Consider the following 13,277-nt stretch of genomic DNA (forward strand, 5'->3'; position numbering starts at 1 on the left):
ATACAGTCCAGAAAGGGAGGAAAAACCATGACACCTGAACAAATGCGTGCACTGTACCAACAGCGTCAACAACACCCAGTTCAACCTACCCAGCGTCGAATGCCGCCATCGCCTTTGCCAAAATCCGGTCCGGTTCACAGAGTCCAACCGTCCGTCCAGACTAGAACGAGTGGAGGATGCTGCGGCAGGCGTTGGCAGGGCTAATCTTTTAGAGACCCCCTTTTCCATGACACGTGCGGTCTGGGATGAAATCATCCGAGATTCCCTGGAGAAGAGGCCAAATGAAGCGTGTGGATTGCTTTCCGGTAGAAATGGAAGTGCACAGACGGTTTGGCGTATGGAAAATACGTTAAAAAGCCCGATCGCCTTTGCCATGGACCCCAAGCAAATTCAACAGGTTTTCCACAAAATGGCGTTTCGCGGAGAGCATTTGGTCGGGATCTATCACTCACATCCTACTGCGCCCCCCATTCCGTCACCTGAAGATATAGCTTACTGTCATTACCCGGAGGCCGCATATCTAATCGTATCACTCGCTTCTCCACAACCAGTACTCGGCTGTTTTCGAATCGAGGGGGCTTTTGCTCGAGCGTATCCTTATAAAGTGTGTAACTAATGCTTAAAACCACCTAAAACAAAAGAACAGTGGGAATTTTACTCCCGCTGTTCTTTCTGTTTTGGCAGATCGCCCTGTTCCAATGAACTGGGCAACAGCCATTCCCTTTTCTCCCAGCTGACAAAATCATCTTCCCACTTTATCTGAAAGCGGTCCTCCTCAATATGGACGACGACTCCCTTTGCCCCATCCTTTACATATATGACCAGATCGCCTACTTGTATCACCGCTTATCGCCGCCTATTACCCGAGTCTGAAGATGATTCCGTGTCCACCCTTCGGATACACCCATTTGATATTTTCATACGGGCAACCTATGCGGCAGCTCCCACACTCGTGGCATCCTTCGTAGCCGACGTGCATCCGCACTTCTTCCCATTTGTATACTTCCGCAGGACAAAAGATTGTACAGAGCTTATCAGGGCATTGCGTCGCACAAACATCAGCGGAGAGCACATGCAGATGTGACTCCGTATCCGCTTTGAAGCGCACGAGATACTGTTTCTCCTCGATTGACTGGCCCTTCGGTATATCCTGCATCACTTCATCACCCTCCACGCATTCATCAAATCACGCGCCATTTTCCATTTGTCCTTCGCAGAGCCGAGGTCGCTCCAGATTTTCTTTTGCTTGCTCCATTTCGAGCTGCCATCAACCGTGAACATCTGACTCGCCGCTTTGTTCATCATCGGAATATATTGTTCGATATACTGCGGGAATTTTTCAAAGTGATGTGTTGCGTCCTTGTACTTTTTCAAATCTTGACCGACAAAGCTGTTTAACAGATTGATTCGGTATTCGTCGAGCGTTTTTTCGGAATAGTCCCCTGCTTCTTTTGCCGCTAGGATCGTTTCCGCCGCCATGACACCAGATGCCATTGCCATATTCGATCCCTCTCGATGGATCGCATTGACGAGCTGGGCAGCATCTCCTACGACAAGTACACCATTACCGACAATTTTGGGAATGGAACGATACCCTCCCTCGGGAATCAGGTGCGCCAAGTATTCCTGCTGCTCACAGCCTTGAATATACGGCCGAATCATCGGGTGATTCTTTACATAGTCTAACAACTCATACGGCTTGATCTTGTTTTTGATCAGACCCGACAGCATTGTCCCTACCCCAATGTTCAAGCTGTCCTTATTCGTATACAACCAAGCCGTCCCCAAAATCCCTTTGGTCGAATCTCCGAAAATTTCAACCGTACAACCGTGATCGCCCTCTAGGTTAAAGCGATCCTCAATTATTTTGCGATCCAGCTTCAGTACTTCCATGACAGCAAGCGCTACTTCATCTGGGCGAAACTCCTTGTGGAAACCTAACGATTTCGCCAGCAAGGAGTTGACGCCGTCTGCCAGAACGACAACATCTGCGTATAGATCCCCATCCGGTCGATCCGTTTTCACACCGACTACTTTTCCATTTTCAACCATGCACTCCAAAGCAACGGTCTCATTGAGTAATAGTGCTCCCTGCTGCACGGCTTTATCCGCAAACCATTGGTCAAATTTCGCCCGCAGCACCGTGAAATTGTTATAGGGTTCCTGGGCCCACTCCAGGCCTTTGTAACTGAAATTGATCGCTGATTCCTTATCGAGCATCATAAACCGCTGCTCGACGATCGGCCGTTCAACAGGCGCCTCCTTGTAAAATTCGGGGATGATGTCTTCCATCGTTTTGCGATACAAAACACCTCCCATGACGTTTTTGGAACCCGGATATTCCCCGCGCTCCATCAATAGTACATTTACACCCGCTTTGGCAAGCGTATAAGCACAAGCTGTTCCAGCCGGACCTGCTCCGACAATGATTACATCAAATTTCTCAGCCATACGTTACCTCCTTGTCCGGCTCCTTTTGGAATGCTTCAATCAGCAATGGCACAATTTCAAATGCATCACCGACAATACCGTAGTGACAAGACTGGAAGATGAGTGCATTCGGATCTTTATTGATGGCAATGATCAATCCCGAGTTACGCATGCCGACCAAATGCTGAATAGCTCCCGATATGCCGATGGCAAAGTAAATTTTGGGCGTGACAGTCACTCCCGTCTGTCCGACCTGATGTTCATGACTGATCCATCCCGCTTCCACCGCATCTCTGCTAGCCCCGACCGTTGCTCCGATTCGTTCTGCGAAGCGATGAATAAGCGCAAAGCCTTCCCTGCTTCCGAGTCCCTTGCCGCCAGCGACAATCACATCCGCCTCATCCAGCCGCACCTTTTCCTTCGTCTCTCGGACGATTTTCAGCACTTTTGTGCGAATGTCTTCTTCACGCAACTCCAAGCTTTCTTCCATGATATCTCCTGTACGTGACTCGTCTGGCTCAAGCGCTTTCATGACTTTTGGGCGAACGGTTGCCATTTGCGGTCGATGTTTCTTGCACAAAATCGTCGCCATGATGTTACCACCAAACGCTGGACGGCTCGCCTCCAACAACCCTGACTCCGCGTTCACATCGAGCATAGTCGTATCGGCGGTCAGCCCTGTCTCCAAGTCCGTCGCAACAGCGCTAGCCAAATCTTTACCCGTTGAAGTCGCCCCGTACAAGATAATTTCCGGCTTGTGCTTTTGGACACATTCGATGACAGCTCGCATGTAGGACTCTGTTCGGTAATCATGAAAAATCTTGTCATCGTATACATACACTTGGTCCGCACCGTATGGAAACGCCGTGTGGGCCAACTCCTTGACTCCATCCCCGATTAACAAGCCAGCAAGTGGCACGTCTCGCTTGTCAGCCATTTGTCTTCCCGCCCCCAATAGCTCGAGTGATACAGGGGCGATACGGCCTTCACTCACCTCTAAAAACACCCAGATGCCACGAAAATCATCCAGATTCATATCTGCTCCTCCTTCACCCGAAACAGTCGCTGTTTATCGTGCAAAATTTCCATCAAGCGTGCGATTTGCTCGCTGGTGCTTCCTTCGAGCATTTCTCCACCCTTTGGCTTCTCTGGGGGCCAAACTTTTGCAACGATGGTGGGAGAGCCCTTCAGACCTAACTGCGTCCGATCGATATCCCCCAAGTCATCGACGGACCAGACAACAGGATTATATCTAGCAGCTCGAAGCATGTTGGGCAGCGGAGAATAAGGTACTTCGTTAATCTCCTTCTCCACGGAAAACAAACAAGGCAAAATCGATTGAATGACTTCATAACCATCCTCCAGCTTTCGATGCACGATAGCGTAGCCTTGTTCTCTGTTTATCTCCACTACTTTTTGCACACACGTAAGTGGCGGAATATCCAACCTTCTGGCAACTCCTGGTCCGACTTGTCCCGTATCACCGTCGATGGTCATCTTGCCGCAAATGACGAGGTCGACTGGCTGGCTTTTTGCAATCTTCTCAATGGCTTTGGTAATTGCATAGCTGGTCGCCAATGTGTCTGCTCCGGCAAATGCACGATCCGTTACCAGATAGCCTGCGTCTGCCCCGATCTCGATACATTTCCGAATGGCCTTTACCGCTGGCGGCGGTCCCATGGTGACGACTGAGACCACACCCCCATATCGACTTTTCAAACGAACGGCTTCCTCCACCGCATGTGCATCATACGGGTTGAGAATCGCTGGCGCACTGGCGCGATCCATCGTATTCGTCTTCGGATTCATCTTGATGATTTTGGTGTCCGGCACTTGCTTAATGCAAGCGACAATATGCAGCATGATTGATCCCCCCTTGCTGCCGTGGCGCGATTCCTATGCCTGTACAAAAGGTTGCCTTTCTTACGCGCAATTAGCTCAGGCAGCTTGTCGTTCATTGTTATAGCCTATTTCGATGAAGCCGAGCTTAGACCAGTAATCATAGAAACGAAAAAGACGCCAAACATCAGCTTGGCGCTGTGTGGCGTCTTTTGGCTTATTCATTAATGTTTGTTAATGGAGAACTCAACATCAGCATCCGTGAACTTCTTGTTTACCTTTTTCAGCTTGATTTGCAAACCGATTTGCTGCAGAATTTTTCCGACTTCCGGCACTTCCGGCATCGAGTAGTCATCACCGTCGTTAAAGTCCTTAACACCTTTCAACGGATCGTATTTCATCGTTCCATAGATGTAATCCAGATCCATACCGGATGTTTTGTTCGGGCTAAACGCAGCATCGTTCACCTGATAGCGGGAGTCTGCGATTGCGCTTTTGTTACCCTTATCATTGTTCCAGTAACGTACTTCCTGATGGGCATCTACTACACCGAGCAAGCCGTAGCCTGGATGCTGGCTCGTATTGTTGTCACGTGTTCTTTCGAAGCGACCATCAAAGTACCAGATCACCATACCTGGATCATACGTGAAGAAGGAGTCGTTGCGGCGGAAGTACTTCAGTCCTGCGTCAATTCCTTCGTGAGAGCGCAGCTCAACCAGATAGTACGAATCGTACATTTTGCCTTTTCCATCGAAGTGGATGAAGCCATCCAATTTGAACTTCTTCTCACCCTCTGCATCATCCGCGAAGATGACTTGTCCATCTGCCTCTACTTCAAAGTTATCGAGATAGAAGCCGTCCAACACGAAAGCGACGTCCGTCACATAGTTAAACTCAACTTGCACTTTTTTGCCGACAAACTCATTCAGGCTGATTTCTTCTTTGTCCCAGCCTTTTGTTACATCATCGAATTTTTGCACTTCTTTTTTCTCACCTGTATCCGCATCGATCACAGTAACGTTCAGGTAGTCATAGCCTTCCTCAATGCTTCTCCACGAATCGAATCTCATCGTTGCGGAGCTGACCCCTGTCAAATCGATCACATCGGAAGTCATTTTGGTGTTCAATTTATTGCCTTCATCCGAGAAGTATGCGTAACCACCATCTTTTGGCTCAACCGGCGGTTTCTTTTCAACTTTCGGCATATTCAGTTTGACGACTTTTCCGTTTTTCTCGGTGCTGCTCGCATCAATCAGCGAAACCGTTTTCTTGCGTTTTTCTAAATCTTTGTAGTCCAGAACAGCCGGAGCAATCCAGTTGCCGCCAAACATTTGTTGCAGAACCATTTTGGACCAAGGATCAAGACCAGTTGGCTCTGTTTGGAACACTTTACCTGTATGGCTACCGGACGACATGAGGGACCAAGCACCTACTGGCGAATCTTTTCCGGCTTTTTTCGTGTCATACAAGTCTGGCAAACCGAGATTGTGTCCGTATTCGTGAGTGAATACACCTGGTGCGCCATCTTCAGGCTGGATCATGTAATCAAACGCTTTGAGACTTGTGCCTGGAATATCCACTGGTTTTTCCAAGGTCCAACGGTGAGACCAGATCGCATCTGGGTCTTCCCCTGTCTCTTCTCCGATCCCTGCATGAACGAGCATGAGGTTGTCCAGATTGCCATCCGGCTCCATCAGGTCTCCATCACCATCGAAGTCATACGGATCGCGCTGATCGTACAATTCCTCTTTCCCAGCAATGGATTCCCCAACTGCCGCAAGCGTCTCGACTACCAGATCGCGCGGATTGGAATCGTCACCAGCCTTGGAGTTTCCTCCATAATATTTATAGCCATTCTCTGCCATTTGCCATGGCGTTACCACACCATCAACCGTCCACGTTTTTCCCGATTGCAGATAGAAGTATTTCGACATCGTTGTCATGTCGGTTCCTTCAGGAGTTTTGTACCCCTTCTGATTAAACAGCATTTCTTTGTAATGCTTTTCGTTGAAGTCTTTCGTCCAAAGCGAGTCATTCACTTTTGGTAGCTGGTTATGCTCCCTGTCAGGGAACTCGACTAGAGCGACAACGATGTTATCGGTATGTAGTCGTTTGGAAGAGCGCAATTCATCGCCGTCCTCCATCTCTGCCACTTTCTGTACAGCCTCAGCCAATGCTGCCTGCTGTCCTCTGCTTGCTTCCTTACCGTAAGAGGACGATTCATCAATGCCGTGTGGTACTTTTTTGTCTTCCAAATACTCGAGCAACGCCTCGTCAATCTCTTCCTGATCGGCGTCTTCGTCAATGATTCCTTGCTCGATTAGCCCTTTAATCAGTCGCTCGAGGTTAACAGTGGACAAATCTACATGCAGATCATGCTTGTCCTCTTTTGGTTTGGCCAAACCCGTTGCAGGTGCAGCCACGAAAGTACTGAGCACGAGTGAGGAGGAAAATAAAACGGATAAGATCTTTTTGCTTTTCTTCACTACGGTTCACCCTCTTTTCTATCTATTTGTAAGGCATCGGAAAAACAACCCCCGAATTCCGATTATTCATAATTATTACGCGATACGTAATCTTTGCCAAATTTTTTCTTTCGACAAAAAAACCTTCCCGTTCAAAAGAAATGGTTCAATAAGGCGATCGACCTACTTGCAACAAGTGCCGAATTTTCGGCTAATCATTTATTCATAGGGTATTTATTTGATATATGCTTGGTGTGTCTACTGCCCAAAGACCCACAAAAAATATAGCGAATTTCGTCGAAAAAACCCGATGCTTTCCGAAAAAATATCCCTTTCGCCTCCCCTCTTTCTTGCAAAACAACTCCATTATCGGTACGATCGAATAAAAGTGCTCGTGTTATCCATGGAGGATTTTGATGCTGCAAACATTTGGTTTTTCTTTGTATGAGAGCAAAGTTTATGAAGCGTTGGCGTCTAGCGGTGAGCCTCTCGATGCGGCAATGGTCGTGAAGCATTCGGGGGTGCCAAAGGCCAAAGTTTACGAGGTGTTGAATCGTCTGGTAGAAAAGGGGATGGTCCTTGACACCGTATCCGAAAAGAAAAAGCGGTATACAGCCCTTCCCCTGGACAGCCTGGTAGAAAAGCTGACCCGCCAATTTCAAACGGACGTTAAAAAATTGACCAGCTCCCTTTCTCATAAAACCGTACGCGATGACCGAGTCTGGAGCCTGAAGGTTGACGAATCGATCCGCGCGGAATGCAAACAATTGATCCAACGTGCGACTCGGTCTATTCGTATCTCCGCCTGGTCCGATGATTTTTTAGAGTATGTACCCCTACTGGAGAGGAAAGAAAAGGAAGGCGTAGAGATCGAAGCCTTGGTGATCGGGCAGATTAACACCAAGCTTTCCTGTGTTCATTCCTTTATCCCTGTGCAAGAGCATCAAGGCTTGGAGCGCTATCAGCTAATCGTAGCGGACCAAGATGAAATGATTTTTGCAGGCGAGGAGGATACGGGCTGGCATGCGATCAAGACACGCGGTCAACCGTTCGTCAAATTTTTTGCCGATTCTTTTTACCATGATGTCGCACTGACAAAAATCACCCAAAAATATGTGGATCAACTGTTTGACGATGAAGAAATCCGCAAGATGATCATCCGCCTCCGATACTGACATTCCCTGGGACTTTGGCTTTTGGCCAGAGTCTTTTTTATTTGTATGGAGAATTTTCTAGTTGCACAGGATTAAAAAGGTTACTATTATGGTAGTAACCTTTTTCTTTGAGAGGAGCTATTGTTTTGAATCCACGTGTCTTCATCTTAGCGATCGCTACCTTTGTCGTAGGTACGGTGGAATTGATTATCGGTGGTACACTCGATCTAATTGCTCGTGATCTTCAGGTATCGATTAGCACCGCCGGACAATTAATCACCATTTTCTCGCTTGCCTTTGCTGTTGCCGCTCCTCTGCTCCTGCATGTTACGAGGCGTGTCGAGCGCAAAAAGCTATACTTGTATGCATTAGCAGCCTTTTTCCTCAGTAATGTACTTGCGGCACTTAGTCCGAGCTACGCTGTATTAATGACGGCGCGCATCTTGAGCGCAGCAAGTAGTTCCATCCTGATTGTGCTGTCGATTACGATTGCGACGAGTCTGGTGGAACCTGCATATCGCGGCCGCGCCATTGGCGTTATTTTCATGGGGATTAGCGGTTCGCTCGTACTGGGGGTCCCTGTCGGACTGGCTCTGGGGAATGCCTTCGGATGGCGTGCCCCATTTTGGCTCATTGCGGCTCTGAGTATCGTTGCAATGTTTTTTATCCTCATGTTTTTGCCAAAAGTTCAAACCGCACCGCCGATTCCGCTGCGTGATCAAATGGCCACCCTCCGTAGCGGCAAGCTATTCAGCGCCTTGTTTATCGTTTTGTTAATGCTGACAGGTCACTTGACGCTGTATGCATACTTTACCCCTTATCTACAAACGACGATGAATATAGACGGAACGACACTGAGCTGGATCTATCTCTTGTTCGGGCTTGCTGCCGTTGCAGGGGGTGGTATTGGCGGTTGGATTGCAGACAAATGGGGAGCAACCAAGAGCATCCTGTTCATTATTCCAGTGTTCGGCTTGATCATGTGTGTCTTGCCGTTTTTTACAGGCTCGCTTTATTTGTTCTTGCCTATCATGGTCATCTGGAGTGCGCTAAGCTGGGCTATTTCGCCAGCACAGCAGAACTATTTGATCTCCTGCTCACCTGCTACTGCGGACATTCAATTAAGCTTGAATACTTCTGCCCAGCATTTAGGTATCGCTCTTGGCTCTCTGGCTGGCGGCCTCGTCGTCGAGCGGTCATCTGTCATCTACACGCCTTGGGTTGGAGCCGTGTTCGTCCTGCTTTCGTTCGGGTTTGCCTTTTACTCGATCTCACGTCCATTTCAAGCACAGGAAAGCCAAGTAGTGCAGTCTGCGCCAGGACACCATGCATAGCGACTCGCAAAAGCAAAAAGCCGTCAACTATTTGACGGCTTTTTCTTATCATCCTAGAATCGTTTTCGTTACGAGCTATTTCACTGGCAACCAGACGGTAAATCTCGTGATTCCCTGTTCGGACCAAACTTCAATTTTCCCCTTGTACTTGTGAACAACTGCATCTACGATCGTCAGACCCGTTCCACGCGAGCCATATTGTTTCTCTGTTTTCGTTGTATAGCCACGCTCGAAAATACGTGCACGTTGTTCTGGCGTTATTTCTGGGCCTGTATTTTCAACTCGGAAAATAACGTGTTCTTCATCACAACAAAAAGAAATGCTGACTCGCTTTTCCCCATCCGCTAACTCAGCCGCTTCAATTGCATTATCAATCAGATTCGATAAAATTTTGATCAGATCAATGGAAGGAATGCTATCGATTGGATCAGAACATTCTTCAAATTGCATCACGATTTGTTTGGACTTAGCCTGCTCCCATTTGGTGTGAAGCAATACCATTAAGGCAGGATTCGCAAACCTCACGGTGAGGTCCAGAAGCTTGGTTTCTTTCAGCAGCGATTGCACGTAATCTCGTGCTTTTGGATAATATCCGCATTCGATCAAACCGTAGAGCACTTGCATGTGATTGACGAAATCATGGCGTATGGAGCGCATCGAACAAATGACTGAGCGCAATTCATCCTGATAGGTTTCTTCCGTCTCGTCAACTGCTGCCTTGATGGCGCGTTGGTACCAGCGTTCCATGCAAAGAACCAGGAGGATCAGTACGACGACAAACAAACCTTGAATCGCAAAAACAGGAATGCTGCTACGAACGACATCATCTCCAATGTCCTCGATAATAGCTACGTCCGTATCTACTCCGATGATTCCGATGATTCTTCCTTCTCTATCTCTAAGCGGCGCGCCCGCAGACATGTAGACCCCGTAATCTGGATCCCTGATAATATCTGAGTAGTACGCTGATGATCCTTCGTAAATCATTTGAATGTGCTCAGAAGATAGATCAATAGGCATACCGATATCAAAATTTTGCTGCGCACTTGGAGGTCTTGCGACGATCATCGCGCGACCACTCTGCCTGTCTTCATTGACTTGAATCGTGTATAAATACAGCAGACCGAACTGCTCACGCGCTTGATTCAATTGCTGTTCGACTCGTTTATAGGCGGGCGTCTCTTTTACCGGATTTCGTAAAAACTCCTGATACGCGTCGACATCTAGACTGTCTGCTACTGTAGAAGCAGCTTTCATACTTTGATTCGCAATGGAGAGTCGGACGGATTGAATCGTATTGAAATAGGAAATCGCGATGCTTACACAAGTCAAGATCAAAACAAGGATGCTAGAAATGAGCATAATGAGTAGTACTCTGGGATTTTTTGGGTGTGGACTCGTCATAATCTCCTCAATCCATCTGTTCCAAAAGTCATCTTTTGATTACGCAGTTGTACTAAAAACGCGACTTTTTGAACATGTCTCTCTAATATTCTAGAGATTTATACTGGAATTGTCTACATAATATGAATTCAGCTTCATTATACTTCTCGAAATCATACATTGAAATATGATTCGGAATATTTTTATAATAAGGCGAATACGAAATACCAATCTCTTTCCCTAGGAAAAAGGAGTGGGTTCGATGGAAGAAAGATGGTTTGCCCGGCTGCAGGAAATTTATCCAGAGCTTGTTGCATTCAGACGTGATTTGCATATGTATCCCGAGCTTTCCTTTCAGGAGGAAAACACAGCGAAGAAAGTAGCGGACAAGTTGGCTTCTTTTGGTATAGAAGTACAAACCGGTGTCGGCGGCATGGGTGTTGTTGGTCTCTTGAGGGGGGGAAAGCCAGGAAAAACGGTTGCGTTGCGCGCTGACTTCGATGCCTTGCCCATTCATGATGAAAAAGAAGTACCGTATAAGTCCCGCATTCCAGGCGTCATGCACGCGTGCGGTCACGATATACATACCTCAGGACTTTTGGGAGTCGCACAAGTGTTGAGCGAGTTTCGCGATGAGCTCCCAGGAAATGTGGTATTCCTGCATCAGTTCGCGGAAGAGCTGCCACCCGGTGGCGCCAAAGCCATGGTGGAGGCGGGTTGCCTCGAAGGAGTCGATGTCGTATATGGCGCACACGTTGCCTCCGAGCTTCCTGTAGGCACTGTTGGGATCGGTCATGGCTACATTACGGCAGCAGCAGACAGCTTCGAGATCGTCTTGTACGGAAAAGGCGGGCACGGTGCTTATCCTCATACCTCCGTTGATCCAATCGTATTGGGCAGTCAGGTTGTCATGAATTTGCAGCAGATTGCCAGCCGTCAGGTAGATCCGCTAAAACAAGTCGTTCTGTCTGTTTGCTCCTTCGTGGGCGGGGGCGAAGCATTCAACGTCATCCCTGACCAAGTGAAGCTCAAGGGAACCGTACGCACGTATGACGAGGAAGTGAGGAGTGCGGTCGAGCAATCACTGAAGCGTATCGTGGAAGCCAGCTGTCAGGCAGTCGACGCTACTTGCGAAATCATGTATCAGCGCGGCTACCCAGCTACTTGGAACGATGAGACAGAGACGCCGCTACTTGCAGCCGAAGCCAAACGTATTTTTGGTGAAGATCGCGTACTGAAAATTCCACCTGGCATGGGCGGAGAGGATTTTGCTTACTTTGCCCAGGAGCGCCCCGCTACCTTCTTCATGGTCGGTGGACGAAACCCGGAGATTCAGGCGACGTATCCGCATCATCATCCCAAATTCGATGTCGATGAGCGCTCCATGATCCAGACCGGTCAGTTATTCATTGCAGCGTTGCTTGCCTATCAGGCACGTCATCAATAAGCGTAAAAGTTGAAAGGCAAGGGCCTCATGCTCCTTGCCTTTTTTCTGCCGCCATATTCACACCTCGTGTCCGACAATCCAGTCCAGTCTTTTGCTCTGGATGCGGGCAGGGATCGTTTTTAGCAGGAAATGACGAGCCGCGATGGCCAGCGGATTTTCCCATTGGGTGACTGCCCCCATCACGCGGGAACCTTTCACAATCGCATTCGCCCGCTTCTTCCGTTTTTCTTCATACATGCGCAAAGCGGAAGCCGAGTCCGTGTCGTCTTCTGCCAAGCATCTGGCTAGCACAAGTGCGTCTTCCATTCCCTGACCCGCCCCTTGCCCCAGATTCGGCAGCATCGGGTGTGCAGCATCGCCCACTAATGTAGCCCGGCCCTCACTCCATCTGCTGAGTGGTGTACGGTCGTATATATCATGCCGCAAGATGGCTGCATCCTCTGTCGCTTCAATCACTGCACGTACTGGCTCATACCAGCCTTCCAGTCTGCGCAAAGTCTCTCGCTTCCGCCCCATCGGTCCTTCTCTTTCTCCCTCAGGTGCATTGATGGCGGCAAACCAGTGAATTCGATTGTTGCCGATATGGGAAAACCCGAATCGAATCCCCCTGCCCCATGCTTCAAAGCCGCCTCCTGATTCTAGTGGATAGCGAGGGTCTTGGTAAGTTGCAATTCCGCGAATCGCCGTATACCCGGAGTATCTCATCGACTCTTCACCGAACAAGCTCTTCCGTACACAGGAGTGAATTCCGTCCGCTCCGATCAGAATCGTCCCATGTGTACTGGACCCATCTGCAAAAGCGGCATGAACCCTTTCCTCTTCTTGAGAAAAAGAAACGAACTGCTTGCCTAAAACCAATTCCTGCGTCGAGATTTTCGCCAAAAAAGCCTGCTGTAGATCCGCCCGATGAATTAAGTAGCTGTCAGTTCCGTACCGTTTTGCTTGTTCCGCGACAGGCAGCTCGACTAACAAATTTCCCATCCAGTCGCGAATCCTTGCTGAACGGACAGCCGCTCCCAGCTCACGTACTTCCTGTCCGACTCCCAGCTTATCCAATACCTTCATGGCATTGGCAGCCAAAACGATTCCAGCACCGATGCCTTTATGCTCCTTTACCTGCTCATAAAGCGTCACTTGCCAGCCCTTTTGCTTCAAGGCAAGCGCCAAAGCAAGCCCGCTCAAACCTGCCCCGATGATCAGCGCGTGTTTTTCGTTGCTCATCGCC

The 13,277-nt window shown here is 48.6% G+C and carries 13 protein-coding genes; 5 read left to right on the forward strand and 8 right to left on the reverse strand.

Annotation, left to right across the window (positions count from 1 at the left end; genetic code table 11):
* Nucleotides 1–27: 27 nt before the first annotated feature.
* Nucleotides 28–204, forward strand: coding sequence for a hypothetical protein (locus E8L90_RS30790; protein ID WP_217366941.1), 177 nt, complete (start codon nt 28–30; stop codon nt 202–204).
* 22 nt (nt 205–226) lie between these two features.
* Complete coding sequence (locus E8L90_RS14285; protein ID WP_244297226.1) at nt 227–616, forward strand: M67 family metallopeptidase; 390 nt, start codon at nt 227–229, stop codon at nt 614–616.
* 38 nt (nt 617–654) lie between these two features.
* Here the strand turns inward: E8L90_RS14285 and E8L90_RS14290 are convergent, their stop codons facing one another.
* The 6 genes from E8L90_RS14290 to E8L90_RS14315 all read right to left on the reverse strand — a co-directional run bounded on the left by E8L90_RS14290 (nt 655) and on the right by E8L90_RS14315 (nt 6,755).
* Nucleotides 655–843 (reverse strand): hypothetical protein, encoded by a 189-nt coding sequence (locus E8L90_RS14290; protein WP_137029965.1) that lies wholly within the window; start codon nt 841–843, stop codon nt 655–657.
* Nucleotides 844–859: 16 nt separating this feature from the next.
* Nucleotides 860–1,156: a ferredoxin family protein gene (locus tag E8L90_RS14295; RefSeq protein ID WP_012685452.1), complete on the reverse strand. Its 297-nt coding sequence runs from the start codon at nt 1,154–1,156 to the stop codon at nt 860–862.
* A complete protein-coding gene (locus E8L90_RS14300) occupies nt 1,156–2,451 on the reverse strand; it encodes an FAD-dependent oxidoreductase (protein WP_137029966.1) in 1,296 nt (431 codons plus the stop codon). Before E8L90_RS14300 ends, E8L90_RS14295 begins: the two co-directional genes overlap by 1 nt.
* Nucleotides 2,444–3,466, reverse strand: coding sequence for an electron transfer flavoprotein subunit alpha/FixB family protein (locus E8L90_RS14305; RefSeq protein ID WP_137029967.1), 1,023 nt, complete (start codon nt 3,464–3,466; stop codon nt 2,444–2,446). The genes E8L90_RS14300 and E8L90_RS14305 overlap by 8 nt, the downstream gene beginning before the upstream one ends.
* Nucleotides 3,463–4,293 carry an electron transfer flavoprotein subunit beta/FixA family protein gene (locus E8L90_RS14310; protein WP_137029968.1) on the reverse strand — a complete coding sequence of 277 codons (831 nt, stop codon included), beginning with the start codon at nt 4,291–4,293 and terminating at the stop codon, nt 3,463–3,465. The genes E8L90_RS14305 and E8L90_RS14310 overlap by 4 nt, the downstream gene beginning before the upstream one ends.
* A gap of 200 nt (nt 4,294–4,493) precedes the next feature.
* Nucleotides 4,494–6,755 (reverse strand): immune inhibitor A domain-containing protein, encoded by a 2,262-nt coding sequence (locus E8L90_RS14315; RefSeq protein WP_137029969.1) that lies wholly within the window; start codon nt 6,753–6,755, stop codon nt 4,494–4,496.
* A gap of 395 nt (nt 6,756–7,150) precedes the next feature.
* On the opposite strand from E8L90_RS14315, the gene E8L90_RS14320 reads away from it, so the two are divergent.
* Both E8L90_RS14320 and E8L90_RS14325 read left to right on the forward strand, forming a co-directional pair.
* Nucleotides 7,151–7,909 (forward strand): TrmB family transcriptional regulator, encoded by a 759-nt coding sequence (locus tag E8L90_RS14320; protein ID WP_137029970.1) that lies wholly within the window; start codon nt 7,151–7,153, stop codon nt 7,907–7,909.
* A gap of 125 nt (nt 7,910–8,034) precedes the next feature.
* Nucleotides 8,035–9,222, forward strand: a complete 1,188-nt coding sequence (locus tag E8L90_RS14325) for an MFS transporter (RefSeq protein WP_137029971.1) — start codon at nt 8,035–8,037, stop codon at nt 9,220–9,222.
* A 75-nt stretch (nt 9,223–9,297) separates the two neighbouring features.
* Here the strand turns inward: E8L90_RS14325 and E8L90_RS14330 are convergent, their stop codons facing one another.
* Nucleotides 9,298–10,626, reverse strand: a complete 1,329-nt coding sequence (locus E8L90_RS14330) for an ATP-binding protein (protein ID WP_137029972.1) — start codon at nt 10,624–10,626, stop codon at nt 9,298–9,300.
* A gap of 241 nt (nt 10,627–10,867) precedes the next feature.
* Between E8L90_RS14330 and E8L90_RS14335 the strand changes: the two genes are divergently transcribed.
* Complete coding sequence (locus tag E8L90_RS14335; RefSeq protein ID WP_137029973.1) at nt 10,868–12,052, forward strand: amidohydrolase; 1,185 nt, start codon at nt 10,868–10,870, stop codon at nt 12,050–12,052.
* A 57-nt stretch (nt 12,053–12,109) separates the two neighbouring features.
* On the opposite strand, the gene E8L90_RS14340 is transcribed toward E8L90_RS14335, so the two are convergent.
* Nucleotides 12,110–13,273, reverse strand: coding sequence for an FAD-dependent monooxygenase (locus tag E8L90_RS14340; RefSeq protein WP_137029974.1), 1,164 nt, complete (start codon nt 13,271–13,273; stop codon nt 12,110–12,112).
* Nucleotides 13,274–13,277: the final 4 nt, after the last annotated feature.

Source organism: Brevibacillus antibioticus (genome assembly GCF_005217615.1).
Lineage (GTDB): Bacteria > Bacillota > Bacilli > Brevibacillales > Brevibacillaceae > Brevibacillus > Brevibacillus antibioticus.